General features: G+C 66.8%; 26 protein-coding genes. 12 read left to right on the plus strand and 14 right to left on the minus strand.

Annotated elements, in window-relative coordinates; genetic code table 11:
* Positions 1-23 precede the first annotated feature (23 nt).
* The 7 genes from ACIDOCELLA78_RS000000102120 to ACIDOCELLA78_RS000000102150 all read right to left on the minus strand — a co-directional run bounded on the left by ACIDOCELLA78_RS000000102120 (position 24) and on the right by ACIDOCELLA78_RS000000102150 (position 7,843).
* Complete coding sequence (locus ACIDOCELLA78_RS000000102120; RefSeq protein WP_249675400.1) at positions 24-875, minus strand: GTP-binding protein; 852 nt, start codon at positions 873-875, stop codon at positions 24-26.
* A 30-nt stretch (positions 876-905) separates the two neighbouring features.
* Positions 906-2,981, minus strand: coding sequence for a flagellar biosynthesis protein FlhA (gene flhA, locus ACIDOCELLA78_RS000000102125; protein ID WP_201728181.1), 2,076 nt, complete (start codon positions 2,979-2,981; stop codon positions 906-908).
* Positions 2,981-4,336: a sigma-54 dependent transcriptional regulator gene (locus tag ACIDOCELLA78_RS000000102130; RefSeq protein ID WP_201728182.1), complete on the minus strand. Its 1,356-nt coding sequence runs from the start codon at positions 4,334-4,336 to the stop codon at positions 2,981-2,983. The genes flhA and ACIDOCELLA78_RS000000102130 overlap by 1 nt, the downstream gene beginning before the upstream one ends.
* A 7-nt stretch (positions 4,337-4,343) precedes the next feature.
* Positions 4,344-4,655, minus strand: a complete 312-nt coding sequence (gene fliN, locus ACIDOCELLA78_RS000000102135; RefSeq protein ID WP_374223238.1) for a flagellar motor switch protein FliN — start codon at positions 4,653-4,655, stop codon at positions 4,344-4,346.
* Positions 4,656-4,695: 40 nt separating this feature from the next.
* Positions 4,696-5,706: a flagellar motor switch protein FliG gene (locus tag ACIDOCELLA78_RS000000102140; protein WP_201728184.1), complete on the minus strand. Its 1,011-nt coding sequence runs from the start codon at positions 5,704-5,706 to the stop codon at positions 4,696-4,698.
* Positions 5,703-7,268, minus strand: a complete 1,566-nt coding sequence (gene fliF, locus ACIDOCELLA78_RS000000102145; RefSeq protein WP_201728185.1) for a flagellar basal-body MS-ring/collar protein FliF — start codon at positions 7,266-7,268, stop codon at positions 5,703-5,705. The genes ACIDOCELLA78_RS000000102140 and fliF overlap by 4 nt, the downstream gene beginning before the upstream one ends.
* Positions 7,269-7,387: 119 nt before the next feature.
* A complete protein-coding gene (locus ACIDOCELLA78_RS000000102150) occupies positions 7,388-7,843 on the minus strand; it encodes a nucleoside deaminase (RefSeq protein WP_201728223.1) in 456 nt (151 codons plus the stop codon).
* A gap of 54 nt (positions 7,844-7,897) precedes the next feature.
* On the opposite strand from ACIDOCELLA78_RS000000102150, the gene ACIDOCELLA78_RS000000102155 reads away from it, so the two are divergent.
* The 3 genes from ACIDOCELLA78_RS000000102155 to rsmD are packed head-to-tail and all read left to right on the plus strand — an operon-like array spanning position 7,898 to position 9,905.
* Positions 7,898-8,611 carry a gamma-glutamyl-gamma-aminobutyrate hydrolase family protein gene (locus tag ACIDOCELLA78_RS000000102155; RefSeq protein WP_201728186.1) on the plus strand — a complete coding sequence of 238 codons (714 nt, stop codon included), beginning with the start codon at positions 7,898-7,900 and terminating at the stop codon, positions 8,609-8,611.
* Positions 8,608-9,348: a pseudouridine synthase gene (locus ACIDOCELLA78_RS000000102160; RefSeq protein ID WP_201728187.1), complete on the plus strand. Its 741-nt coding sequence runs from the start codon at positions 8,608-8,610 to the stop codon at positions 9,346-9,348. The genes ACIDOCELLA78_RS000000102155 and ACIDOCELLA78_RS000000102160 overlap by 4 nt, the downstream gene beginning before the upstream one ends.
* Entirely contained in the window at positions 9,348-9,905 is a 558-nt protein-coding gene (rsmD, locus tag ACIDOCELLA78_RS000000102165; protein ID WP_201728188.1) for a 16S rRNA (guanine(966)-N(2))-methyltransferase RsmD, read from the plus strand. Before ACIDOCELLA78_RS000000102160 ends, rsmD begins: the two co-directional genes overlap by 1 nt.
* Before the next feature lie 9 nt (positions 9,906-9,914).
* Here rsmD and ACIDOCELLA78_RS000000102170 read toward each other — a convergent pair whose 3' ends face one another.
* Genes ACIDOCELLA78_RS000000102170 through ACIDOCELLA78_RS000000102180 form a run of 3 tightly spaced genes read right to left on the minus strand, consistent with a single transcriptional unit; the run spans position 9,915 to position 13,838 of the window.
* Complete coding sequence (locus ACIDOCELLA78_RS000000102170; RefSeq protein ID WP_201728189.1) at positions 9,915-10,613, minus strand: class I SAM-dependent methyltransferase; 699 nt, start codon at positions 10,611-10,613, stop codon at positions 9,915-9,917.
* A 2-nt stretch (positions 10,614-10,615) separates the two neighbouring features.
* On the minus strand, positions 10,616-11,974 hold the full coding sequence (locus tag ACIDOCELLA78_RS000000102175) for an AarF/ABC1/UbiB kinase family protein (protein WP_201728190.1): 1,359 nt from the start codon (positions 11,972-11,974) through the stop codon (positions 10,616-10,618).
* Between the two features lie 16 nt (positions 11,975-11,990).
* Positions 11,991-13,838 (minus strand): M3 family oligoendopeptidase, encoded by a 1,848-nt coding sequence (locus tag ACIDOCELLA78_RS000000102180; protein WP_201728191.1) that lies wholly within the window; start codon positions 13,836-13,838, stop codon positions 11,991-11,993.
* A gap of 317 nt (positions 13,839-14,155) precedes the next feature.
* On the opposite strand from ACIDOCELLA78_RS000000102180, the gene ACIDOCELLA78_RS000000102185 reads away from it, so the two are divergent.
* On the plus strand, positions 14,156-14,977 hold the full coding sequence (locus ACIDOCELLA78_RS000000102185) for a 23S rRNA (adenine(2030)-N(6))-methyltransferase RlmJ (protein WP_201728192.1): 822 nt from the start codon (positions 14,156-14,158) through the stop codon (positions 14,975-14,977).
* A complete protein-coding gene (locus tag ACIDOCELLA78_RS000000102190) occupies positions 14,974-15,939 on the plus strand; it encodes an NAD(P)H-dependent glycerol-3-phosphate dehydrogenase (protein WP_201728193.1) in 966 nt (321 codons plus the stop codon). Before ACIDOCELLA78_RS000000102185 ends, ACIDOCELLA78_RS000000102190 begins: the two co-directional genes overlap by 4 nt.
* Positions 15,940-15,945: 6 nt before the next feature.
* Here the strand turns inward: ACIDOCELLA78_RS000000102190 and ACIDOCELLA78_RS000000102195 are convergent, their stop codons facing one another.
* Positions 15,946-16,653 carry a haloacid dehalogenase type II gene (locus ACIDOCELLA78_RS000000102195; RefSeq protein WP_201728194.1) on the minus strand — a complete coding sequence of 236 codons (708 nt, stop codon included), beginning with the start codon at positions 16,651-16,653 and terminating at the stop codon, positions 15,946-15,948.
* A 5-nt stretch (positions 16,654-16,658) separates the two neighbouring features.
* Complete coding sequence (locus ACIDOCELLA78_RS000000102200) at positions 16,659-16,898, minus strand: twin transmembrane helix small protein (RefSeq protein ID WP_249675403.1); 240 nt, start codon at positions 16,896-16,898, stop codon at positions 16,659-16,661.
* A gap of 8 nt (positions 16,899-16,906) precedes the next feature.
* On the opposite strand from ACIDOCELLA78_RS000000102200, the gene ACIDOCELLA78_RS000000102205 reads away from it, so the two are divergent.
* Positions 16,907-19,276 carry a mechanosensitive ion channel domain-containing protein gene (locus ACIDOCELLA78_RS000000102205; RefSeq protein WP_249675421.1) on the plus strand — a complete coding sequence of 790 codons (2,370 nt, stop codon included), beginning with the start codon at positions 16,907-16,909 and terminating at the stop codon, positions 19,274-19,276.
* Between the two features lie 52 nt (positions 19,277-19,328).
* The gene (locus tag ACIDOCELLA78_RS000000102210; protein WP_201728195.1) at positions 19,329-20,054 is read left to right on the plus strand and encodes a 2OG-Fe dioxygenase family protein; all 726 of its coding nucleotides are present in this window, start codon (positions 19,329-19,331) and stop codon (positions 20,052-20,054) included.
* 55 nt (positions 20,055-20,109) lie between these two features.
* Here ACIDOCELLA78_RS000000102210 and ACIDOCELLA78_RS000000102215 read toward each other — a convergent pair whose 3' ends face one another.
* Positions 20,110-21,117, minus strand: coding sequence for a cysteine synthase A (locus ACIDOCELLA78_RS000000102215; protein ID WP_201728196.1), 1,008 nt, complete (start codon positions 21,115-21,117; stop codon positions 20,110-20,112).
* 93 nt (positions 21,118-21,210) lie between these two features.
* Between ACIDOCELLA78_RS000000102215 and ACIDOCELLA78_RS000000102220 the strand changes: the two genes are divergently transcribed.
* The 4 genes from ACIDOCELLA78_RS000000102220 (at position 21,211) to radC (ending at position 24,584) form a co-directional block, all read left to right on the plus strand.
* A complete protein-coding gene (locus ACIDOCELLA78_RS000000102220; protein ID WP_201728197.1) occupies positions 21,211-21,621 on the plus strand; it encodes a rhodanese-like domain-containing protein in 411 nt (136 codons plus the stop codon).
* Between the two features lie 81 nt (positions 21,622-21,702).
* Positions 21,703-22,932 carry an MFS transporter gene (locus tag ACIDOCELLA78_RS000000102225; RefSeq protein WP_201728198.1) on the plus strand — a complete coding sequence of 410 codons (1,230 nt, stop codon included), beginning with the start codon at positions 21,703-21,705 and terminating at the stop codon, positions 22,930-22,932.
* A gap of 43 nt (positions 22,933-22,975) precedes the next feature.
* Complete coding sequence (map, locus tag ACIDOCELLA78_RS000000102230; protein ID WP_201728199.1) at positions 22,976-23,761, plus strand: type I methionyl aminopeptidase; 786 nt, start codon at positions 22,976-22,978, stop codon at positions 23,759-23,761.
* A 73-nt stretch (positions 23,762-23,834) separates the two neighbouring features.
* Positions 23,835-24,584, plus strand: a complete 750-nt coding sequence (gene radC, locus ACIDOCELLA78_RS000000102235; protein WP_201728200.1) for a DNA repair protein RadC — start codon at positions 23,835-23,837, stop codon at positions 24,582-24,584.
* Here radC and ACIDOCELLA78_RS000000102240 read toward each other — a convergent pair.
* Positions 24,579-25,352 (minus strand): methyltransferase domain-containing protein, encoded by a 774-nt coding sequence (locus ACIDOCELLA78_RS000000102240; protein ID WP_201728201.1) that lies wholly within the window; start codon positions 25,350-25,352, stop codon positions 24,579-24,581. The two genes, radC and ACIDOCELLA78_RS000000102240, sit on opposite strands and share 6 nt — an antisense overlap.
* A 45-nt stretch (positions 25,353-25,397) precedes the next feature.
* Here ACIDOCELLA78_RS000000102240 and ACIDOCELLA78_RS000000102245 point away from each other — a divergent pair, with 45 nt between their 5' ends.
* Complete coding sequence (locus tag ACIDOCELLA78_RS000000102245; protein WP_201728202.1) at positions 25,398-26,123, plus strand: ComF family protein; 726 nt, start codon at positions 25,398-25,400, stop codon at positions 26,121-26,123.
* The last annotated feature ends 2 nt before the right edge of the window (positions 26,124-26,125 follow it).

A 26,125-nucleotide genomic window follows, 5' to 3' on the forward strand; every position in this document is an offset into this window, starting at 1 on the left:
CGGCGGGGCGGAGAAAGACGGGCTCAGGCCGCATGAGCAACAGCGTCGCTGGCGGTGCTGGCGGCGAGCAGGCGCTCGACGATGAAGGCGGGAGTTACAGGCTCAAGCGCATCGCTGACGCGGCCGGAGGTTCCGGCCTCGGTCAAGGTGAGGGGCACGGCCCCGGCCGTCGCCACCAGGCCGCCGAGACGGCGGGATATGTCGAGCCGGGTCGGGATCAGCGAGGTTGCACCCGCCTCATGAAACCGCGAGGCGATCTCGACGCTGTCGGTCGCATCGAGGCCGGCCGGCAGCACCAGCGCCACGGTGCCGCCAACCTCCTCTGCCATCGAACGGAGTGTGTCCATCTCCGCGTTGTCGAACGGATCCATGCCCGGCAGATCGATCAGTGTCGGCCGCAGCGCGGCCGGCCGCCGCCGGATGGCCTTGGTATTTGCCGCAGTGTCGATGAATTCGGCCCGCAGGATCCGACAAAGCGCCGCCAGCTGGGCAGAGGCCCCCGCGCGGTTCTGATCGGCGTTGATCACGGTCGGCCGGATGCCGGAGAGTGTAAAGCGCGTGGCGAGTTTTACCGTTGTCATCGTCTTGCCGGCGCCCGGCGGCCCGGCGATGATCAGCGGCCGATCGAAATCAAGCTTGCCGAAGGCAAAGGCGCCCGAGACGGCTTCGTCCGGTGACTGATCCGCCCACGCAGTCGCGATCTCGGCCGGCACGCCGTGAAACGATAGCGCCTGCCGCCAGGGATTGGCCGCATCCTGCGGCACTTCAGGATCGAGTGCGACGGTGATTTCGAACTCGCGTCCGCGCCGGCGGCTGTCGAGGATCAGCGCATCGGGACCGAGGAGGCGATGGGCCTCGGCGAATGCCTCGCGCATGGAGGCCGACCTGATCACTTTGACTTTCATTCAAATCGCTCCAACGGTTCTGATGCGCGCGCGCGGGAAAATTTCGGTCTGGGCAAGCACCGGGGTGGACGGGCGGATACGTTCGAGGATCGCCCGCACATGGGCGCGAAGTTGCGGACTGGTGAGCAGCACGGGCGTCTCGCCCTCGGCGCCAGCGGCCTCGAAAACCTGGGCGAGCCGGCGGGTGAACTCGGTCAGCCGGTTTGGCGGAAGCGAAAGCTGCCGCGCCTCCGCAGGCCCCACCAGCGCCTCGCTGAGCTCGGTTTCCCATTCCGGGCCGATAATCACGAGCGGCACATATCCGTGCATGCCGGTATGGGCGTCTGTGAGCTGGCGAGCGAGGCGGGTGCGGACATGCGCGGCAATGACCGGGATCGCCCGCAACTGCATCGAGACCGCCTCGTGAATGCCCTCGAGGATTGTCGGGAGATCGCGGATCGATACACGCTCGGCCAGCAGGGCTTGCAGCACGCGCTGCACCCCGCCGACGGAGAAATGAGTCGGGATGAGGTCGGTAACCAGACGCTGCTGTTCACGCGGCAGATCGTCGAGCAGCTTCTGGGTTTCGGCGAAGGAGAGCATCTCGGCCATGTTGTCCTTGACCACCTCTGTCAGATGCGTGGTCAGCACGCTTGCCGGGTCGACCACGGTGCAGCCGAGACCGATCGCCCGTTCACGGTCGACCTGATCGATCCAGATCGCCGGCAAGTTGAAGGCAGGCTCCGTGGTCGGGTCGCCTGGCAGTTCCGGCAGGGTCCCCGAAGGCGTCATTGCCAGCAACCGGGTCGGCTGCAGAACGCCGGATGCCGCCTCGATCTCCTTGATCCGCACGGAATAGGTCGTTGCGGCCAGTTGCATGTTGTCCTGAATCCGCACCGGCGGCAGGATGAAGCCCATTTCGGTGGCAATGGCCCTGCGCAGCGCCTTGATCTGCTCGGTCAGGCGGGGCGTGTCGCCACCCGCCAGCACAAGCAGCGCATAGCCGAGTTCAAGCCTGATCTGGTCGATCTTCAGCGCATCGGTAATCGGCGGCTCCGCCGGAATGGCGGGTTCCGGCGTCGCCTCCTCATGGCCGGACGGCGGCGGATTCTTCCAACGGTAATAGGCCCCCCATCCCGCAAGGCCGGACAAGGCGAGAAACGGGATGAACGGCAGCCCCGGCAGGATTGCGAGCACGAAAGCACCTGCCGATGCGATCGCGAGCGGCTTGTGCGAGCGGCTGAGCTGGGCCACCAGCGCCGCATCCGCGGTGCCTTCAGCGCTGCCTTTGGTCACCACGATACCAGCGGCCACCGAAACCAGCAGCGCCGGGATCTGCGACACCAGCCCCTCACCGATCGAGAGGGTGGTGAATGCCGATGCCGCGTCATGCACGGACATGCCGCGCTGCACGACGCCAATGGCAAAGCCGCCAACGATATTGATCGAGGTGATGATCAGCGCCGCGATCGCGTCGCCGCGCACGAATTTCGCGGCACCGTCCATCGCGCCGTAAAAGCCGCTCTCCTGCTCCAGGTCCGCACGTTTGCGGCGGGCTGTCACTTCGTTGATCGCGCCGGAATTGAGCTCGGCGTCGATCGCCATCTGCTTGCCGGGAATGCCATCCAGGGTGAACCGCGCCGCGACCTCGGCGATGCGGGTTGAACCCTTCGTGATCACGATGAAATTCACCACGATCAGGATCGCAAAGACGATCAGCCCGATCAGCAGGTCCCCCCCCATGAGGAAGCCGCCGAACGCCGCGATGACGTGGCCGGCGGCTTCGGGGCCTTCATTACCATGCGAGAGAATTTCGCGTGTCGCCGCGATGTCGAGCGAGAGGCGAAGCAGCGTCGTCAGCAGGAGGACTGTCGGAAAGCTCGTGAAATCGATCGGCCGGCGGATGAACAGCGCGACCATGAGCACGAGGATGCTGCCGGTAAAGGACAGCGACAGGCCGGTATCGAGCAGGAAGGGCGGCAGCGGCACGATCAGGATGGTGATGATGCACACCACTCCGATCGCGAGACCGATATCGGTGCCGATCCGGATTTCCTGCAGACGCCCCCGCAGGGTCGCGATGTCCGTCGCGGCCATCAGGCGGCAACACCGTTATGCGGCGCCGGAACATCGGCGCCGCGCGCGGCATAGTCACGCAGCTTGTTGCGCAGCGCGCGGATGGAGATGCCCAGAATGGTTGCCGCATGCGTGCGATTGCCGAGGCAGCGGTTCAACGTCTCCAGGATCAGCGCCTGTTCGACATCCTCGACCCGCCGCCCGACCAGCGCGCCGATCGTGCCACCGGACGAACGGGCTTCGCCGGCTTCATTCATGCCCGGCGGCTCTCTCGCTTCACCGGAGAGTCCGATATGCTCGACATCGATCATCGGCCCCGGTGACAGCAGCACCGCACGGTGCATGATGTTTTCAAGCTCGCGCACATTGCCGCGCCACGAATGGGCAATCAGCCGCTCCACCGCGCGGCTGCTCAGGTGCTTCACCCCCGCCTCGTTCAACCGGGCATAATGCGCGACGAAATGATGCGCGAGCGGCGCAATATCACCCGGACGCTCACGCAGCGGCGGAATCCGCAGGGCGACGACATTGAGACGAAAGAACAGATCCTCGCGGAAACGGCCATCCGCAATCGCGGCACCAAGGTCGGCATTCGTGGCGGCGAGGATACGCACGTCCACCGGCACCGGGCGGTCGCCACCCAGGCGATCGACCGTTCGTTCCTGCAACGTGCGCAACAGCTTGGCCTGCAGGCGCACATCCATCTCGCCGATCTCGTCAAGCAGAAGGGTGCCGCGATCAGCCGCCTCGAACTTGCCGGCGCGCCGCGCGACGGCACCTGAGAAAGCCCCTTTTTCATGACCGAACAGCTCCGATTCCAGGAGCGTGTCGGGGATCGCGGCGCAGTTGAGAGCCACGAAAGGCCCCTTGCTGCGCCGTGAGCGGCCATGGATGTAGTGCGCCAGCACCTCCTTGCCGGTGCCGCTCTCGCCGGTAATCAGGATCGACGCGGTGGACTGCGCCACCTGATCCGCCTGGGCCAGAACCGCCCGCATGGCCGGATCGCGCGCAATGAACTCACCCTGCTGCTCTGCCGAAACTGCCGACAGAATGGCCGCGATGAGGTCGGAATCCGGCGGCAGAGGCAAATACTCCCGCGCTCCGGCACGGATTGCATCAACCGCTGCATCCTCGTCATCCTCGGCGCCGGCTGCGACCACTGTTGTGGTAAACCGCTCGGCCGCCAGCCGCTTCATCAGATCGCCCAGATTATGTGCGACATCGCAGATAATGAGGTCGGTTCGTGCATCCGTACGCAGGCTGTGCAGGGCCGCATCGATGGTCTCCGCCTGGGAAAGCGTCGCACCGCGGGCGGCGGCAATCCGCGCCGCGACGCCGAGTTCACCCGACAGGGAACCGATGATGAGAACCCGCATGGCCGTCTTACCCGTTACGGTCGGACTTGACGATTTCGGTCATCGTGATGCCAAGCTTGGTTTCATCCAGCATCACGACCTCGCCGCGGGCAATCAGGCGGTTGTTGACAAAGATGTCGATCGGGTCGCCCGCCTTGCGGTCAAGCTCGACAACGGCGCCGCGACCCAGCTTGAGCAACTGGCTGACCTGCATGGTCGACCGCCCCAGAACGGCGCTGACAAGCACGGGGATGTCGTAAACCGCTTCCAGATCACGATTCGGACGCTGGGAGTCGCCGCCCTCACCTGCCGGTCGGCGGGAAACGGGGGCGAGTTGCAGATCCGACAAGGTCTGCCCGTTGGGGGTCGGCTCAGTGATGTCAGATGACAAGGTCGTCTTCCTTTCCGGTACCGATCTCGATTTCGCCCTGGGCTGCGAGTTCCTTGGCGGTATTCACGATCGTGAGTTGTGCAGCATCGACATCCCGCAGCCTGACGGGACCAAGTGCCTCGATATCCTCGCGCAGCATCTTCGCGGCGCGTTCGGTCATGTTGCTCATGAACAGGTCGCGGATCTTTTCCGAAGCCCCCTTCAGGGCAAGCGGCATGATGTCACTGTCGACCGAGCGCAGGACGGTCTGGATGTCGCGCGGCGCGAGGCGGATGAGATCCTCGAAGGTAAACATCAGCGAGCGGATGCGGCTTGCGGCTTCCTGATTCCGGCTTTCCAGCGCGCTGAACATGCGGCTCTCGACGGTACGATCGAAGGAGTTGAAGATTTCTGCGAGCTTCTCGTGGGGGTCGCGCTGAATGCTCGAGGCGAGGTTGACCATGAAGTCGACCTTCAGGGTCCGCTCGACATCATCGACCGCTTCGCGCTGCAGCCCTTCGATCGTCAGCATCCGCTCGATCACCTCGATCGCCAGAGGTTCCGGCAGCAATGCGATGACCCGGGCGGCATGCTCGGCTGTCACCCGGGACAGAACCATTGCCGCCGTCTGCGGGTGTTCATGGCAGAGATAATCGGACAGGACCGACTCGTTCACCTTGCCGAGCTTGTCCCAGATGTTCTTTCCCGCCGGCCCGTGGATATCCTCAAGAATTTGGTCGACCCTGCCTGGCGGGATCATCTTGCGCAGCAGCCTCTCGGCCAGCTCCGCCGAGCCCGATACACCCGAAGTCCGCCCCATTCGCCCGGCAAATTCAAGGCAGAGCGCCTCAATGGTCGTCGCGGGCACCGAACGAAGGGCTACCATGGCGCGCGACACCTCGCGCAGCTCGTCGTCATTGAGCATCGCCATCAGCTTTCCGCCGGCTTCCTCGCCCAGGGCAAGAATCAGCGCCGCCGCGCGCGCAGGCCCCTTGAGCTGGAGCTCATCCGTCTCGCTCATTGCACCGGTTCCTGGCCGATCCAGTCACGCAGCACAGCTACGCTCGCGTCGGGATGCCGCTCGATCAGGTCGGCAATCACCTTCACCGGGTTGGTCTCCTCAACGCCGGCCGGGCCCGCAATGGCCGCAACTTGATCGCCATCCGCCGCCGATTGTTGTTCGATCGCGACCACGGCCGGTTCAAGAATTCGGCGGACCATCGGCTTGAACACCACCAGCAGTGCCGCGATGGCAACGCCGGCCGCCAGAACCAGGCGCAGCAACGGCATCAGCAATCCGCTCGAAAGGAACCGGTCGAGGAACGACGGCGCGTGCACCGCCGGTAGCTGGTTCGGCGCAAACTGCAGCGACTGGACGTCGACGACATCGCCACGCGCCTTGTTGTACCCGATGGCGGTTTTGACGAGGTCGCGGATCTGCGCGATCTGCGCGGCCGTGCGGGGTTTCCAAGTCACTTGCCCCTTGGCCCCCTTGGTCGGCACTTCATCAAGCATAACGGCAACGCTGATCCGGGTGATCTGCGGTGTCGCGTGCACGATATGTTTCACGCTCTGGCTGATCTCGTAATTCGTTGTCTGCGTCGACTTGCTTTGCGTATCCAGCCGCGTCGGCGACGAACTCTTCGCCTGGGCACCAGGCAGGTTGTTCGAAACGGAAACGGTCTTGTTCGCCCCGTTGCTGCGCGAGCTCTTCGAGCGCGTCTGCTCCTGGCTGCGCACGACCTGTCCGTTCGGATCGTAGGTGGTCGAGGTCTGGTCGCTGCGGTCGAAATCCATCGAGACGGCAGTAACAACCCGCACCGCGTTCGGCCCGACGACGGCGGCCAACATCGACCGCACCGCGTCCGACAACTGGCGTTCGGTCGAGCGCTTCAGCGCCGCATCGCGGGCGTTGAGCAGGGAGTCATCGGTGCGTCCGGCCTGGGCAAGCAGATCGCCCCGGTTGTCGACGATCGATATGTTGGTCGGCTTGAGCCCCGGAACCGCCGAGGCCACGAGGTTGAGAATAGCATCGACACTTTCATGATCGAGCGGTGCGGCGCCAGCCAGCGAGAGCATGACACTCGCCTGCGCCGGCGCCGTGCTGAGACTGAATTCGTCCCGTCTTGGCAGCACAACCTGCACGCGGGATGCCGACACGCCATGGATCAGGTCGATTGTTCGCTCAAGCTCCGAATCGAGGGCGCGGGTTTCGTCGATCCGGTTCAGAAAACTGGAGCCAAGGAGGGGGTTCTTGTGATCGAATATGGCGAAACCATCGGATGAACCCGCCGGAAGGTTGTGTTGCGCCAGCAGCAGCCGTGCCTCGTCGAGCTGGGCGGGCGTCACGAGGACGCTATGCCCCCCCTCCCCGATCGCATACGGGATATGTGCAGCCTTCAGTGTCGCGGTGATCTGGCCGGCATCCTTGAGGCCGAGACCCGAATACAGCGTTGCCGACGGGGACGGCCCGCCGGTCAGCACCAGCGCTGCCATCAGCCCCAGCACAGCAACCGCCACCGCACCCATGGCACCCAGTTTCACCGGGCCAAGTGCCTTCAGGTTCGCAATCAGCTGTTTCATCGGCCGTGGGACCCTGATTTTGAGTCCCGACGCAGCCAGTTGTTGAACTGCATATATCCATCCTGCGGTTACGACTTTTTGTCGCAGGATCAACATCGCTCAACAGAGTAACTGTTCGGTTAACACTCGGCAGAATTTGCCGAGTCGCGTCGCTCCCGAAAAAATTGTTGCAATAATGACGCGGCTGCCGTCTCCCCGACGCCGCCAATCACCTCCGGCCGATGATGGCAGGAGGATTGAGCGAAAACCCGTGGCCCGTGCTCGACTCCACCGGATTTCGGATCATAGGCGCCGAAGATCAGGCGCTGGATGCGGAACAGCGAAATCGCGGCGGCGCAGAGCGGGCAAGGCTCAAGGGTCACATAAAGCCGGCAACCCTGCAGAAATTTCCCACCACGCCGCTGCGCCGCCGCCCTGAGCGCCAGCAGCTCGGCATGCGCGGTCGGATCGGCGCGTGCCTCCACCTCGTTGCCGGCGGCAGCGAGCACGGCGCCCGCGGCATCGACGACGACTGCGCCGACCGGCACTTCGCCGCGGCGAGCGGCGGCCTCGGCCTCGGCGAGGGCTTGGCGCATCGGGGTCACATCCGCTCTCTTGCCTTGAGGGCGGGATGAGGTCTAGCTCTGCCCATGAAAAACCGTCCCCTGATCGGACTGACGCTGGATGCTGAGCAGCCTGGCGGCTACTCGAAATTCCCCTGGTATGCCCTGCGCGCCAACTATATGGATGCGATCGCCGATTGCGGCGGTGTGCCCGTGGCCTTGCCGCACCGGGCGGAGCTGGCGCCGGACATGCTGGATGCGATTTCGGCATTGGTGGTTACCGGCGGCGCGTTCGATGTCGACCCCACGCTCTACGGCGAAGCCGGGCGGCATGAAACCGTGACGCTGAAGGAGGGCCGCACCGCGGCGGAGGCCGCGCTGATCGGCGGCGCGCTCGCCCGCGACATGCCGGTTCTGGGTATTTGCGGCGGCGAGCAGCTGCTAGCTGTGGCCCTCGGCGGGACGCTCATCCAGCATATTCCCGATTCGGTGCCCGACGCTCTGCTCCACGAGCAGCCCAACCCGCGCAACAAGCCCGGGCACGAAATCGCCATAACGCCCGGAACCCGCCTTGCCGCCATTGTCGGCACAGCCACGATGCTGGTGAACTCGGCGCATCACCAGGCGGTGCGCACGCCCGGCCCACGCCTCACCGTCAATGCGCTGGCGCCGGACGGCGTGATCGAGGGGGTGGAATCGGCAACGCACCGGTTCTGCCTCGGCGTGCAGTGGCATCCGGAATTTCTGATCGACCCGGGCGACCGACGCCTGCTGGAAGCCTTTGTCGAGGCGGCGCGATGACGGATCCGGAAAATGGCGAACGTGGCGAGAGGATTGCGAAATTTCTGGCTCGTGCCGGTATCGCCAGCCGCCGGGACGCCGAACGCATGATCGAGGCCGGGCGGATCTCGCTGAACGGCGCCAAGGTTCTGCACCCGGCAACCTTCATCGCGGCCGGCGATATCGTGCTTGTCGACGGCACGCCGGTGGCAGCCCCGGCGCGCACCCGGCTCTGGCGCTACCACAAGCCGGCGGGTCTGCTGACCACGCATCGCGATCCCGAGGGCCGGCCCACAATCTTCGAGCGGATGCCCGCCGAACTGCCCCGCGTGGTGAGCATCGGCCGGCTCGATCTGAACAGCGAGGGCCTTCTCCTGCTCACCAATGATGGCGCTCTCGCCCGCCAGCTCGAACTGCCGGCGACCGGCTGGCTGCGCCGCTATCGCGTGCGGGTGCATGGCACCATCGACCCGGCGCGGCTCGCGGCGCTGAAAGGCGGCCTCGTGGTCGACGGCGTGCGATTTGGCCCGATCGCGGCTGAAATCGACTCCACCAAGGGTTCGAATTCCTGGCTGTCGGTTGGTCTCAACGAAGGCAAAAATCGTGAAATCCGCAAGGTGATGGCGGCTCTCGGGCTGGACACGACCCGTCTCATCCGCATCGCCTATGGCCCATTCCAGCTCGGCAACCTGCCACGCGGCGCGGTCGCGGAGGTCAACCCCAAGGTGCTCCGCGAGCAATTGCCGAAAGCCGGTTGATGAGCGGCCCGCGGATCATCGCCGGAGCCTGGCGGGGACGTGCCCTTGCCGTGCCGGAGGGCGTCATCACGCGGCCAACCTCCGGGCGGGTGAAGCAGGCGCTGTTCGACATCCTTCTCCACGCGCCCTGGGCGGAGGGCGCTGTCGCCGATCAGTCGGTGCTGGATGCCTTCGCCGGCTCCGGCGCGCTTGGGCTTGAAGCCCTGTCGCGCGGCGCGGCAGTCGCCACTTTCATCGAGCAGGATCGCGCGGCGATCGCGGCACTTCACCGCAATGTCGCCGCATGCCGTGCGGCGGATCGCAGCCGGATCGTCAGCGCCGACATACTTGCCCCGCCCCGTGGCACGCCGCATGGCCTCATCCTGCTGGACCCACCCTATGGCAAGGGCCTCGTGCCACGGGCGGTCCGGGCACTCGCCGAGGCCGGATGGCTCGCCCCTGGCGCGCTGATCGCCGCCGAATTCGGCAAGGCCGACCCCCCGCCGGCCGACCTTTCCGTGCTCGCCGAACGCGCCCACGGCGCGGCGCGGCTGGCCATCTGGCGTCACGCCGCCTGACCATCATGGTCAGGTCATGATGACCGCGACATGCCCCTTCTCGCCGGCATAGCCGAGATAGCGATAGCTCCGCCCGCCCCCGGCGCAGAATTCGTGGAACGCCTTGTATTCGTGCTGCCGCCAGCCGGGATAGTTGAAATACTCGTCGAACACGATGACCGTGCCGGAGCGGATGCGGTCGGACAGCAGATCGAACACGGTTTTCGTCGAGGAATAGATGTCGCAGTCGATATGCAGCAGCGCGACCGGCTCCACCGTCTCCGCCAGGAAAGCGGGCAGTGTCGCGTCGAACCAGCCGACATGCAGGCGCACATTGGCCGGCACTTTCGGCAGCGCACCGCGCCGGTCGAAGGCGCCGCGGGCCGAGGCGGTGCCAGCCCAGTCCTCCGGCAGGCCTTCGAAGGAATCGAACCCGTGCACCGTGCGCTGCGTCGCCCGCGCCAGGCAGTTGACCGACAACCCTTTCTCGACCCCGAATTCGAGCACGAGACCATGTTCCGGCGCACGCGACAGGGCGAAGCGCAACAGGTCGAACCGGTCGCGCAGCATCATCGCCGCCTGCATGTGTGTCATCACATAATCCACCGCTTCCCGCTTGGCCGCGAGGCGGATGTCGAAGGCAAGGTCGTTGAGATACCACGAGTGCAGGATCTTCCTGTACGCCCGTGCCAGAAGCCCGCCGCGCAGGCCGCGCTGAAGAATCGCCATGGTCAGAGCGGCTTCGGCACGCCGGCGCTGGCCAGGGCAGCCTCCTGCCGCGCCTCCAGCGATGCGGCATCGAATTCCGCAACCGTCTCCTGGAACAGCTGGTGCCAGTTCAGCTCTGCCCGCAGCCGGAGGAACACGCTGCCGAGCCCGATCGCCGAGCGGTCCATCAGCACGAATTCGCGCGGCGGCCGAACCCCGCCGGTCCGCTTCAGCCCCTCATGCACTTTTTCGGCAACGCTGCGGCCGAACGTCACGTCGTTGGTCTCCTGGATCGCCCGCACCCGGTCCTGCATCAGCGGCTCGTAGAGAAAGCGCGCCCATTCGTTCAGCACGTCCAGCTTCTCGCGGGTGATGTCGGTGAACCCCCAGGAGGTGTAGGCATGATGGGCAAGCTCATCATCCCTATCGCGGATCGCCCGGAAAAGGTCGATCACGCCGGCAACGAAGCGCGCGCCGAACACGCGGATGGCGCCGAAATCGAGCAGGTTGATGCCGCCAGCGGCGTTCACCTGGTAATTGCCCAGATGCGGATCGCCGTGGATCACGCCATAGCGGTAGAACGGGACATACCAGGCGCGGAAGAGTGCGCGCGCGACCCGGTTGCGGCTCTCCTGGTCGGGATCGGTATCGAGAAACGCCTGCATGCCGATGCCATCGAGCCAGGTCATGGTCAGCAGGCGGCGGGAGGAATATTCGGGGATCGGTTCGGGAATGACGATATCCGGCTGCCCCTCGAGCATGATCGCGTAAAGCCGTGCCTGCGCCGCCTCGCGTGTGTAGTCGAGCTCCTCGCGCAGCCGCGTCGCCAGTTCGACATAGATGTCGTCCTGGTGGATCGCGTTGTCCATCCGCTTGTAGACGGCCATCGCGAGCTTCAGCTGCCGGAGATCGGATTCCACCGTGCTCGGCATATCCGGATATTGCAGCTTGCAGGCGACGATGCGGCCATCCGGCAATTCGGCCTTGTGGACCTGGCCGAGACTGGCCGCCGCCGCCGCCTCGCGACCGAACGTACGGAATTTTCGTTCCCACTCCGGGCCAAGTTCGGCGGTCATCCGGCGGCGGACGAACGCCCAGCCCATCGGCGGCGCGTTGGCCTGCAACTGCGCGAGTTCCCGCGCATATTCCTCGGGCAGCGCGTCCGGCACGGTGCTGAGGATCTGGGCGATCTTCATCATCGGCCCCTTGAGGCCGCCGAGGATGGTCTTCAAGTCTTCGGCGTGGCGTCCGCGATCGGTGCGGATGCCGAAAACCCGCTCGCCGGCCACCCGCGCGGCAATGCCGGAGACGGCCCCCGACGTGCGTGCGAAGCGCCTGATTTCGCCGAACAGCGTGCCGCCATTATCCGCTTCGTTGGCCATGTATCCCCGGTTTCCCTCAGTGTTCCAGTTCGTCGATGAAGCCGGCGATGACATCGAGCCCACGGCGCCAGAAGGCCGGGTCCGATGCGTCGAGGCCGAACGGCGCCAGCACCTCGCGATGCCGCCTGGTGCCGCCCGCGGCCAGCATGTCGAGATAGCGGTCGACGAATCCGGCCGCTTCACCCCGTGCCGCGGCATCATGGTAGACGCCATACAGGGCGTTCACCAGACAGTCGCCGAACGCGTAGGCATAGACATAGAACGGCGAGTGCACGAAATGCGGCACATAGGCCCAGAACATCCGATAGTCATCGGAAAATTCGAAGGCGGGACCAAGGCTTTCACGCTGCACCGCGAGCCAGATGGCGCTGATCTCATCGGGCAGCAGCTCGCCGCGCCGCCGTGCCGCATGCAGGCGCTGTTCGAACTGGTGAAAGGCGATCTGCCGGACCACCGTGTTCAGCATGTCCTCCACCTTCTGCGCCAGCATCAGCCGCCGCCGCTGCGGGTCGGTCTCGGCATCGAGCAGCGCGCGGAAGGTCAGCATCTCGCCGAACACGCTGGCGGTTTCCGCAAGCGTCAGCGGCGTCGACGCCATGAGATAGCCCTGGCGCGCGGCAAGCACCTGGTGCACGCCGTGGCCAAGCTCATGGGCCAGCGTCATCACGTCCCGGGTGCGGCCGTGATAGTTCAGCAGGACATAGGGATGGACATCCGGCACGGCGGGATGGGCGAACGCACCGCCGGACTTGCCGGGGCGGGGCACGGCGTCGATCCAGCCGCCGTCGAAGAACCGGGCGGCGACCGTGCGCATCTCGGGGCTGAAGGCGCCATAGGCGCCAAGTACCGTCTCGCGGGCCTCGGGCCAGCCGATCCGCCGGTCGGGCTCGCCCGGCAGCGGCGCGTTGCGATCCCAGTGCTGCAACCGCTCAAGGCCCAGCCATCCGGCCTTCAGCGCGTAGTAGCGGTGCGCCAGCCGTGGATAGGCATCCGTCACCGCCGTCACCAGCGCCTCGACCACCTCGGGCTCGACCCGGTTCGCCAGATGGCGCGCCGCCTCGGGCGAGGGATAGCGCCGCCAGCCATCCTCGATCGCCTTGTCCTTGGCGATCGTGTTGAGGATCTGGGCGAAGAGCCGCGAGTTGCGTTGCAGTGTTGCGCCGATCGCCCGGCCGGCGGCCTCGCGCCGGGCACGGTCCGCATCGGACAGCCGGTTGAGCGCGGCCGACAGCGTCAGTTCCTCGCCGGCCACCGGCACCCGCAGGGCGGCTGTCGTCTCGTCGAACAGGCGGGACCAGGCGGCATGGCCGGTCACTTCCTTTTCGAGCAGCAGCCGCTCTATCTCGCCGGAGAGCTGATGCGGGCGCAGCGCACGCAGGTCGCGCAGCCACGGCGCATACCGGGCGAGCGCGGGATCGGCGAGCGCCGCCTCAAAGGCAGTGTCGTCGATCAGGTTGATCTCGAGCGGGAAGAAAACGAGATTTCCGCCAATCGCGGTCGCCCGTTCCGCGATCGACTGGTAGAACGGCCCGGCGGTCGGCACCGTGGCATCGGCGCTGAAATTGAGCTGCGCGAATGTATGCAGCCGTCCCAGCCCCTGCTCGATCGCCTCGTACCGCGCGATCGCCGCCGCGAGGCCCGCCCCGTCAAGCCCGGCGACAGTTCCGCGCAGCGCTGCCGCGAAGGCGACGGCATCGGCCTCAAGTCGCGCCAGGTCCGCCTCGATCGCCTGGTCCTCGGTCCCGCGATAGAGATCCGTCAGGGTCCAGGACGGCAGGGCAAAGGCGGCATCAGTGCCGGTCTCGGGTCGCACCGTCACGCCAGCCATGTCGTCGGGCAGGGCCAGTGGGCGGGTCAGCGTCATCGAAAACTCCTTGGTGCCAGCCTTGTTCGAGCCTCGAACCCGGCGGATCTCGAATCCGGGGCCGAAGCCGGCGCGTTCAATCTCTCAGTCCCCCGCCAGCCGGATCCACCCGCGTCGCTCAATGGCAGGGCCTTAGAGCATCATCCGATCAGATGGAATCATCTGATCGGATAAAGATGCTCTGAATATCAATATCATAGAGCACTACATCCGATCCGGATGGATCGGAGAGTGCTCTAGAAATAGGCCGGAAAATCCACCCGTCAAATGCCAGGCTCTGGCGCGGCCCGCCGAGGGCGATTATCAGCCGGGACGAGATGAATTACCGCCACGCCTATCATGCCGGCAATGCGGCCGATTGCCTGAAGCATGCCTTGCTGGTCCTGCTGCTGCGCGCGCTGACCCGCAAGGCGAAGCCGCTCTTCGTGCTCGATACCCATGCAGGACTCGGCGCCTACGATCTTGCCGGCCCCGAAGCCGGCCGCACCAGCGAATGGGAAAGCGGAATCGGCAGGCTGCGCGCCGCCTCACCCGCCGCCCTCGCCGACTATCTCGCGCTGGTGCCACCGGGCCTTGCCTATCCGGGCTCACCCGCCATCGCCCGCGCCCTGCTGCGTCCCGGTGACCGCCTCGCCCTTTGCGAGCTTCACCCCGAGGATGCGGCGGCGCTGAAACGCCGGTTCCGCGGCGACCCGACGGCACAGGTTCACGCCCGCGACGGTTACGAGGCCGTCTCCGCGCTGCTGCCACCCGCCGAGCGCCGCGCCCTCGTGCTGATCGATCCGCCCTTCGAACGCCCCGACGAGTTCGCCGTGCTGGCGAGGACGCTCGATGCCGGGCGGCGCAAATTCCCCACCGGCGTCTTCGCTGCCTGGTATCCTGTCAAGCATCGCGCGCCGGTCCGTGATTTCATGGCCGACATCGCCGCCAGGGGCATCCCCGATGTCATCGCCTGCGAAATGCTGATCCGCCCGGCGCTCGACCCGGCGCGACTGAACGGCAGCGGCCTGCTGGTGATCAATCCACCCTACGGATTCGAGGCCGCGGCATCCCCGGTGCTGGAAGCGTTGCGCGCCACACTGGGCGAGGAAGAGGCCAGCACCGCCATCATTCGGCTTGCCGGAGAGGACGTGAGATGACGCAGCATCCCGAGATCGTGGTGATCGGTGCCGGAGCCTGGGGAGCCGCCCTCGCCGCGCTGTACGCCGCGCAGGGATTGCGGGTGACGCTGATCGCGCGCGATGCCGCGAAAGCCGCGGCGCTCGCGGCCACACGCACGAGCCCGCATTTGCCCAGCCTCCGCCTGCCTGACGGCCTCGCCATCGCGGCACGGCCGCCCGAAGCACCCGTCACGCTGCTCGCCGTGCCCTTCCAGCACTTGCGGGAAACGATCGGCCGCCTGCCGCAAGGCGATGGCACGCTGGTTCTCTGCGCAAAGGGCGTGGAGCGCGAAACCGGCGCGCTGGGGCCGGAAATCGCCGCCGAACTGGAGCCGCGACGGCCCTGCGCGATCCTGACGGGCCCGAACTTCGCGCACGAGATCGCCGCCGGCCTGCCGGCCGCCACCGTGCTGGCGATGACGGATGCCGTAGCCCGGCGCGACCTCGTCAAACGTCTCGCAACACCACGCCTGCGCGTCTATGGCAGTGCGGACCCGATCGGCGCAGCACTCGGGGGGGCTGCGAAAAACGTCATCGCCATCGCCGCCGGCGCGGTGATCGGCGCTGGACTCGGCGAGAATGCGCGCGCGGCGCTGATCACCCGCGGTCTCGCCGAGATTGCCCGCCTCACCGAGGCCATCGGCGGCGCTGCGGAGACGATCTCGGGCCTCGCCGGGCTGGGTGACCTGATCCTGACCGCGACGGGCGGCGCCAGCCGGAACTATCGCGCCGGGCTTGCCCTTGGCCGGGGCGAGCGCCCCGCAGCGGAGGGCGGCGTGATCGAAGGCCTCGCGACCGCTCCTGCACTGCTCGCCCGCGCGCGGGCGGCCGGGTGCGAAATGCCCGTCACGGAGGCGGTGACGGATCTGATCGGAGGGCGCAGCACGCTGGAGGCCAGCATGCACCGGCTGCTTGGCCGCGCCTTGCGGGACGAGCGCTGAACCGCGTCAGACGCCGAATTCGGCAGCCAGCGCCTCAACCGAGTTGACGACAATCTCCCACGGCCCGGACGGATTGGCGCGATCCCCCGTGGCGGCGCCGAATTCGAGCGGACGACTGATGAACGCCGTCCGCAGGCCGAAGCTGGACGCGGCGGCGAGGTCATCATTGTGCGCAGCAGCCAGCATCACTTCGTGCGGCGCGAGGCCGAGATAGTCGCAGGCCCCGAGATAGACCTCGGCATCGGGCTTGTAGTGGCGGAAAATGTCAGACCCGAAGGTGACATCCCAGGGAAAACCGTTTCGCCGCGCCAGCGAAACCTGCAACGCGACATGCCCGTTCGACAGCGGACCGATGATCGCCGCCTGCCGCAGCCGCGTGAGCCCGGCGACCGTGTCGGGCCAGGGCGCCAGCCGGTGCCACAATTTGACCAGGTGCTCGCAATCGGCGTCCTCCAGCGGGCCGAAGCCATGCCGCCGGGCGAGATCGACGATCGCATCGCGGTGCAGGTCATCGAGCAGCGTCCACGGTATGGCGCCGCGGCGCACCCGGTCCATCGAGGGGCGATAGGTCCGGCGCCAGGCATCGGCAACCTCGGCCCAGTCGGCGCTGCGGCCGCGGGCGGAGCCGAAAGCGGTCAGCCCGGCGATGACGCTGCCGCGCCAGTCGACCAGCGTGCCAAATACATCGAACAGCACGGCGCGAGGCTGTGCCATGCGCGTCAGCCGGTCACGATCAGGATGACGACGAGCGCGACCGCGACGGCCTGCAGGCCGACGCGCCAGCGCATCAGGCGGTTTTGCCGACGCGGGTCGGCGCCGCGGGTCATGCCGACGGCGCCCGCCAGCAGCACGGCCACCACCGCGATCATGTCGATACCAAGCAGGATCAGGAGAATATCACGCATGACGATCATAATAATGGGGGAATCCCGATGCTGATAGGGGGTGACTGTTGACATCGGCCGCAATGACCCGTTTCTCCCGAACCATGGTCCGCGTCCTGACGCTCGTCATCCCGCTCCTCGCCATGCTCGTCGCCGCCATGCCACAGGCCGCAGCGGGAAGCGCCGCGCCCGCCGGCCGGACCACAGCCGCGCCGGCTGCCGCCCCGGCGGCGCTCACGCCGGCGCAGATCAACACCGCGATAACCACGTTGCAGAACCCGGCGCAGCGCAGCGCCCTCATCGCGACGCTCGAGGCGATGAGGGCTGGCAAGGCCGTGAGCCCCGCGCCCGTCGCAGCCGCGCTCGGCCTGGGCATCACCCAGAGGGCCGAGGCCTGGACGAAACAGACCTTGCAGGGCGTGGGCCGGGCGCTGAGCGATGCCACCGACGTGTCGCTGATCTGGCACTGGATCACTTTCGTCGCGACCGATTCCTGGCTCCGCCACACCGTGCTGAAGGCCACGTGGCGCCTCGCCGTGGTCATGGCCACATGCCTTGCGCTGGAATTTGTCACCCGCCGGGCCTTGCTGAAGCCGCGAACGCGGCTCGCGCACGGGCCAGCCAGCGCGCGCGGTGGCGACAAGCCCGACCCGCCGAAAGCCAATGCCGGCATTGCCGCGGCGGAAGCCGGCGAAACCGAACATCGCCGCCGGCGCCAACCGCTGCGGCACTGGCTGCGCCGGGTTCCGCGCGCTCTCGCCCATTTCGGCCTTGAACTGGCGCCCGTTCTTGTCTTCGCGCTGGCCGGCTTTGCCCTCATCTCCAGTGACATCGCCGACGATCGGGTCTCCCGCCTCGTCATCATCGCCGCGCTGGAAGCCTATATCGTCTCCCGCGTCGCCATGGAGTGCCTGCGGCTGCTGTTTGCTCCGCATGCGCCGGAACTCCGCCTGACCGGCCTTGACGATGCACGCGCGCGATGGCTCGATCGCTGGCTGCGCACGATCGTCGGCACTGTCGCCTTCGGCTACGCCGCGATCGCCACCGGCGGCCTGTTCGGGCTCTATCCGGCAGCCAGCAGGGTGATGATCAAGATCGTCTCGCTGGCGGTGCATCTGATGCTCGCGGTGATGATCCTGCAGGCGCGGCGGCCGGTCGCGGCCTTCATCCGCGGCGAAACCGCCGCCACCGGGTTCACCGCGACACTGCGCGTCGGGCTCGCGCATACCTGGCACATACTCGCACTCTTCTACGTGATCGCCCTTTGGGTCGCCTGGGCGATCGGCATTCCGCACGCTTTCTTCATCATGCTCCGCATCGTGATCGTGCTCGGCCTGGTGACCATCATCGCGCGCGGAATTGCGGCGAGCATCGCCTCCGCCCTCGATCATGCGTTCGACGAGCGCGGCACGCTGCACCTCCAGCATCCCGGCATGCACGCGCGGCTGCGAACCTATCTGCCGGTCTTCAAGCTGGCGGCGGCGGCTCTCATCGCCGGGCTTGGCCTGCTGGTCACCCTGCAACTCTGGGGCATCGGCGTGTTCGCCTGGTTCACGGGCACCACGATCGGCCGGCAGATCGCCTCCGCCATCGTCACCATCGCCACGGCAATTCTCGCGGCGCTCATCGTCTGGGAAGCCGCGAACGCGGCGCTGGAGGCGCATGCCGAGCGTCTTGAGCGCCAGGGCCGTGCCGGGCGGGCCGCGCGCTACCGCACCGTGATGCCGATGCTGCGCTCAACGCTCATGGGCGCAATCCTCGTGGTGGTGACGCTGGTGGTGCTTGACACGATCGGCGTCAATGTCACCCTGCTGCTCGGCGGTCTGTCGATCTTCGGCCTCGCCATCGGCTTCGGCTCGCAGAAGCTGGTGCAGGACATCATCACCGGCCTGTTCCTGCTCCTCGAAGACGCCGTGCAGGTGGGCGACTGGGTGACGCTCGCGGGTGTTTCCGGCAGTGTCGAGAAACTCTCAATCCGCACGATCAGGCTGCGCGCCGGCGACGGGTCGCTGAATGTCATCCCGTTCAGCGCGGTCAGCACGGTGTCCAACTTCTCGCGTGAGTTCTCCTTCGCGCCGATCAGCGTCGGCGTCGCCTACAAGGAAGACATCGACCGGGTCTTCCAGGTGATCCGCGACGAATTCGCGACCATGCGCGCCGATCCGGACTGGGCGCCGAACATCCTCGGCGACATCGAGCTCTGGGGGCTCGACCAGTTCGGCGCATCCTCGCTCGACATCGTCGGCCGGATGCGCACCCCGGCCGGGCAGCAACATGCGGTGCGCCGCGAATTCAACCGCAGACTGAAGAACAGGTTCGACGCCGAGGGGATCGAGATTCCCTTCCCCTATCAGCGGCTTACCATCGATCCCGCTGAGTTCCGCGCCGCATTCGGCACGCCGCCTCGCCCCGCCAGCTCACCGGCGCCCGACCCCGCGTCCGGGAATGGCTGAGTTTACCGCCGCGCGCCCTGTTACCCGGCCTGGAACGTGTTATTTCTGATGCATGGACCCCGTCGGCACTCGCAGTGAACTCGGCCTGAACCTCGTCGCCGAAGGCTTTGCCTTCCTGCCAGGGGCGGCGTTTGACCGCATGCTTCCCGCCGAGGCTATCGCCCCTGCCGCGTGGGGCGCGTTCGCGGCGAGTTGGGACGCCATGCCGCTCGATCAATACATGGCCGATGGCGGCCGCTACCGCCGGCGCCGCTTCGGCGTGTTCGCCGCGGTGCCGGATCAGCCCATCCGCCGCGCCACGCACCAGCCGCATTTCCAGACCCGCGAATACAACGCCCTGAATGGCGGGGTGGAGCGCTGGTTCGAGCCGATCCCCGACGCCATTGCCAATGGCGACACGTTCCAGGCCCTGCTCGGCTTCACCCGATCCCTGTTCGAGGAACGAACCGGCAGCATCGCCTGGCATATCGAGGCGCACCAGTTCAGGATCGAGGCGAATCCGGACGGCGCAGGCCTGCCCACGCCGGAGGGCATGCACCGCGACGGCGTTGATTTCGTGCTGGTCCTGATGGTCCGCCGCGAAAACATTGAGCAGGGCACCACAACCATCCACGATCTGCACGGCAACGATCTCGGCAGCTTCACCCTGACGGCGGCGCGAGATGCGGCCCTGGTTGACGATCAGCGGGTGTTTCACGGCGTGACGCCGGTCATCCCGCTCGATCCCGTGCGTCCAGCCTTCCGCGACGTGCTGGTGCTGACCTACCGAAGGGTCTGACCCGCCAGCATCGGCGCCTCGCGGTTCGGCCGATCCGCAAGGCGTCCGTCGCCGTTCAGGCAATCCAGGGCGGTGTGGGCAGTCCCTTGCTCTGCAGGAATTCCGGGTTGAAGAGCTTCGACTGATAGCGCGAGGCGCCGTCGCACAGGATGGTAACGATCGTGTGGCCCGGCCCCATCTCACGCGCGACGCGGATCGCCGCGGCAACGTTGATCCCGGCGGAACCGCCTATGGAAAGCCCCTCATGGATCATCAGGTCGTATACCTGTTCGAGCATCTCCGTATCGGGCACGCGCACCGCATCGTCGATCGGCGCGCCTTCCAGATTGGCGGTGACCCGCCCCTGGCCGATCCCCTCGGAGATCGAGGAGCCGGTCGCCACGATCTCGCCCGTCTTGATCCATGAGTGCAGCGCGCTGCCTTCCGGGTCGGCAAGCACGATTCGTACGGCCGGATCCTGTGCCTTCAGCGCCATGGCGACGCCGGCCAAGGTGCCGCCGGTGCCGCAGGCGCAGGTGAAGGCATCGATCCGCCCGCCGGTCTGCGCCCAGATTTCCGCCCCCGTGGTGCGGCGATGACCCTCGCGGTTGGCGGTGTTGTCGAACTGGTTCGCCCAGCAACCGCCGACCTCCTCGGCGATTCGCCGCGACACATGCACGTAATTGCCCGGATCGCGATAAGGTTTGGCCGGCACGAGGCGCAGGTCGGCACCGATCATGCGCAGGAAATCCTTTTTCTCCTGGCTCTGCGTCTCCGGCATCACGACGATGCTGCGATAGCCGCGGGCATTGGCGACCAGCGTCAGACCGATCCCGGTATTGCCGGCCGTTCCCTCGACGATCGTGCCAGGCGTGCCCGGGATGAGCAGGCCGCGCGCCTCGGCGTCCTCGATGATCGCGAGCGCGGCGCGATCCTTGACCGATCCGCCAGGATTCATGAATTCGGCCTTGCCGAGAATCTCGCAGCCGGTCGCCTCCGAGGCGCGGCGCAGCCGGATCAGGGGCGTATTGCCAATGGCGCCGACAAATCCATCGGCGATCGAGGTCGCTGCTTGCAGTGTCACGCTGTTCTGTCTCCCGTGTAACCGTCTTGCATCAGATCCGGCCGTCGGACAACAATGCCGCAACGCCAGAACGGTGATGATCCGGAGGATGATATGGTTGACGATGTGGCTCCGAAACAGGTGTGGGAAGTGCTGATGAGCAACCCTGACGCCATGCTGTGCGATGTGCGGACCAGTGCGGAATGGACCTTTGTCGGCCTGCCGGACCTGTCCCAGGCCGGCAAGCAGATTGTGCCGATCGAGCTGCAGACCTTCCCCAGCATGCAGCACAACCCGCATTTCCTCGACGAGATGCGGCGGGCGGGCCTGCGGCCGGAACACCATGTCTATTTCATCTGCCGCAGCGGCGGGCGCAGCATGGCCGCCGCACGCATCGCGCAGGAGCACGGCTTTACGCATGTCTACAATGTGCGGGACGGGTTCGAGGGCCCGCACGACCAGCGCGGCCATCGCGGCCTCGTCGCGGGCTGGAAGCACGATGGATTGCCCTGGGTGCAGAAATAGGCGCCGCTCCGCCCCGGCAGGGAGGCTGACCTGCGCGGGCCGGGCTGGAAAACCGCCCTGCCCTGCCGCCATTCAGGACGGATGAACGACCCGACACCGCCGGCCGCCATCCCGTCCCGCATCAGCCGGGGCACGCCCGAATTCCGCCGGACCACGCTCGCGATGTTCGCCGCCGGCTTCGCGACCTTCGCGCTGATGTATTGCGTCCAGCCCCTGCTGCCGGTCTTTGCGGCGGATTTCCGTGTCCGCCCGGTCTCTGCGAGCCTGGCACTCTCCCTGACAACCCTCACCCTTGCCGGATCGCTGCTCGTTGCGAGCGCGCTCTCGGAAGCCTGGGGCCGCAAGCCGATGATGGCGGCCTCGATCATCGGTGCCGCGCTGCTCACCCTCATCTCGGCGGCCATCCCGGATTGGGGAACCTTTCTCGCGCTGAGGGCGCTGATCGGCCTCGTGCTCTCCGGCCTGCCCGCCGTCGCCATGGCCTATCTGGCCGAGGAGATCGATCCGAAATCGATGGGCCTCGCCATGGGACTCTATGTCGGGGGCAGCGGCTTCGGCGGCATGAGCGGGCGCCTGATCGCCGGCATCCTCACCGATGCCGCCGGGTGGCGCGCCGCCCTTGCCGGTGTCGGCGCGATCGGCCTCGCCTCGGGCCTGCTGTTCACCGCAAGCCTGCCTGCCTCTCGCCATTTCATCCGCCGGCCGCTATCGATCGGCGCCCTCGCGCGCAGCTATGCGGCGCATCTCGCCGATCCGGCTCTGCGCCTGCTCTATGCCGAGGGCTTCCTGTTCATGGGCGGCTTCGTGACGGTGTATAACTACATCACCTTTCGCCTGCTTGCGCCGCCGTTCAGCTTGTCGCAGGCAGAAGTCGGCACGATCTTCGCGGTCTATCTGGTGGGTGTCGGCGGTTCCGCCTGGAGCGGGCAGCTTGCCGGCCGGGTCGGCAGGACACGAATGCTCCCCGCGGCGATCACGCTCGAACTGGCCGGGGCATTGCTGACCCTTTCCGGCGCGCTCTGGCTGGTCGTTCTCGGCATCGCGCTGGTCACGCTCGGGTTTTTCGCGAGCCACGCCACGGCGAGCGCCTGGGTCGGTGCGGTTGCCCGCGGCGCGAGGGCGCAAGCCGCTGCGCTGTATCTTTTCCTTTACTATCTCGGCTCCAGCCTCGCGGGTTCACTTGGCGGCGTCGCCTGGAGCGAAGCGGGCTGGAATGGCGTTGTGGCAACGATCGCGGCAATGCTCCTCGCCGGTCTCGCACTGTCGGTCCGGCTCGCCACCTTGCCATCGCTGCGCGCGGAGGTCATTTAACGGCGATGAAACGTAAAGCGGTCAACCCGGCGGAGTGCGGCTGATGGACGGCGGTTCCGAACAGCGGCAGATCACGATCCACAAGCCAGAGGATTTCGCGCCCATGCGCGCCGCAGGGGCGCTTGCGGCCGAGGTGCTCGACATGGTCGGCGCGCTTGTCCGCCCTGGCATCTCGACAGGTGAGATCGACCGGATCTGCCATGACTACATCGTCGCGCGCGGCGCCATCCCGGCGCCGCTCAACTATCGCGGCTTTCCGAAATCGACCTGTATTTCGATCAACCATGTCGTCTGCCACGGCATCCCCGGCGATCGCGTGCTGATGGATGGCGACATCCTGAATATCGACATCACCGTCATCCTCGATGGCTGGCATGGGGATTCGAGCCGGATGTATGTCGCCGGCACGGCGCCGACCAAGGCCCGCCGACTGATCGATGTCACCTACAACTCCCTGCTGGAGGGCATTCGCGCGGCCCGGCCCGGCGCGCATTTCGGCGACATCGGCCATGCCATCCAGACCTATGTCGAGGGGCAACGCTTCTCGGTGGTGCGGGATTTCTGCGGCCACGGCATCGGACGCCACTTCCACGAGCCGCCGAACGTGCTGCATTTCGGCCGCAAGGGCGACGGGCCCGAATTGCGGCCAGGCATGTTCTTCACCATCGAGCCCATGGTCAATGCGGGACGCCCGGAAGTGAAGGTTCTCGACGATGGCTGGACCGCCGTCACCAGGGACCGCAGCCTGTCCGCGCAGTTCGAACACATGATCGGCATCACCGAAACCGGTTGCGAGGTGTTCACTCTCGCCGCCGGCGAGACGATCTGACCGGCAAGGCCGAAAGCGGCTTTTCAAAATCGCCTCAATATGACAATCTCCGGTTGTGATTTCTTCCGGAGATGTGTCGCGCGAACCGGCCGCCCAGCCGGATCTTCTACAGGATGAGGACCCCTCACGGCCCGGGGACACAACCCCTCCCGCTCACGGCGCAGCCGGCCATCGCGCCCGGCTGCGGGCGCGCCTGCTGAAAGCGGGACCGGACGCGCTGGCAGACCATGAGATTCTCGAAATGCTGCTGTTTCTCGCCGTCCCCCGTCGGGATACCAAGCCGGTGGCGAAGGAGCTCATCCGGCATTTCGGCTCCTGCGCGGGCGCCATCACCGCACCGGCCGAGGCGCTGCGCGGGGTCGAGGGGCTGGGCGAGGCCGGCGCCGCCGCCCTCAAGCTCGTCCAGGCCGCGGCACTTCGCCTCACCCGGGCGGAAATCGCCTATCGGCCGGTCCTGAACCATTGGGACCGGCTGATCGAATACCTCACCGCCGTCCTCGCCCGCGAAAAGATCGAACAGGTCCGGGTTCTGTTTCTTGATCAGCGCAACCGCCTGATCGCGGACGAGGCACTTACACACGGCACGGTGAACCATGCCCCGGTCTATCCGCGGGAAATGATGCGCCGGGCGCTCGAACTGCACGCAACCGCACTCATCCTCGTGCATAATCACCCGAGCGGCGACCCCACCCCCTCGGAGGACGACGTGGCGATGACCCGGGAGATCAAGCTCGCGGCTGCGACACTCTCGGTCGTGCTGCACGATCATCTGATCATCGGCAATGGCAGGTGGGTCAGCCTGAAGCGGCTCGGCCTGTTATGAGCCCCAGCCGGTGATGACGCCCATGGGCCATTCGAGCCGCAGCCGGCCATCGGCATCCGCCAGCGCCGCCAGCGCCATCGGAAACAGCGCGCGCGGCGGGCAGCGGCGTGAGCGGTCGCGCAGCGCGTTGGTCTCCCCGGCATCCCGCAGATCGCGAAGCAGGTCGAGCGGCGCGGCATATTCGAGATGCACGATCTCCCGCTCGGCGATCGGCAGCGCGAATCCCGCCCGTTGCATCAGCCCCGCGGCATCGGCGAGCGTGGTAAAGGGCGAGACCCGTGGCGATGCCCCCGCAGCGAGATGGTCCTCCGCCTCGATCAACGCGGCCCGGAGGTCCGCGAGCGTGCCGAGCAAAGGCAGGCTGGCAATGAACAGCCCTTCCGGGCTCAGCGCGCGGCGCAGCTGGATCAGCGCGCCTGGCAGATCATTCACCCAGTGCAGCGAGAGATGCGCGACGATGAGGTCGAAACACCCCTCGCCGAACGGGAGATATTCGGGGTCAGCAGCAACTCCACCTCCGCCGGCGAGCTGCGCGGGCGCGAGATCGGCGGAAATCACCTCGAGCCCGCGTGCCGCCAGCAGCGGGGCCACGGCGCCGCGCCCACCGAAATCGAGCGCGCGGCGAAACTGCCGCCCGGTATCGTCCAGCCGATCGAGAACCCGTTCCGCAAGCTCGTCAAGCACCGGCCTGATCCGCTCAAGGTGCCGCGCCGCACGCGTGCGGTGCAAGGCAACCGCCCTGCGGTCGAATATATCGATATCGCTCATGGCCCCACTTGTGCCGCTTTTGCGCCAGCCGGCAAAGAGCCGCCGATGCTGAAGCATCTTGCCCGCGCGACGCTTGATCTCCTGCTGCCGCCGCATTGCCTCGCCTGCGACGAGGACGTGTCGGGCGAGGGCGTGTTTTGCGTGTCCTGCTTCGCGGCGGTGAAGTTCATCACTGGCACGGTCTGTGGCCAGTGCGGGCTGCCCCTCGAAGAACCGGCCCCGCTCTGCACCGGATGCGACTGGGCGCCACCGGCATTCCGCACTGCGCGCGCCGCTCTTGTCTACAACGACGCCGCCCGAAGGCTGATCCTGCCCTTCAAATATGCCGACCGGCCAGAGCGCGCCGCGGGGCTTGCGCGGCTGCTGCTGCGTCCCGGCGCGCCCTTGCTCGCCCGAGCCGATCTGCTGGTGCCGGTGCCGCTGCACCGCGCACGGCTCGCCCGGCGGGGCTACAACCAGGCTGGATTGCTGGCCCGCGCACTCGGCCGCATGGCCGGGCGAGATACGCTGATCGACGGCCTCGTCCGCCTGCGGGCCACGCCCCCTCTCTCCGAACTCGACCAGTTCGGCCGGGAACAGGCAATGAAGAACGCAATCGGCGTGCGCGGCGGGCGGGCAGCGCGGTTCGCCGGGCGCACGGTGCTGCTCATTGACGATGTGCTGACGACCGGCGCCACCGCGTCCGCCTGCGCCGAGGCCATCCTCGCCGCCGGCGCCGCAGCGGTCGACGTACTGGCTCTCGCCCGCGTCGCAACGCAGGACGATGATTAAGA

The organism is Acidocella sp. C78 (assembly GCF_907164655.1).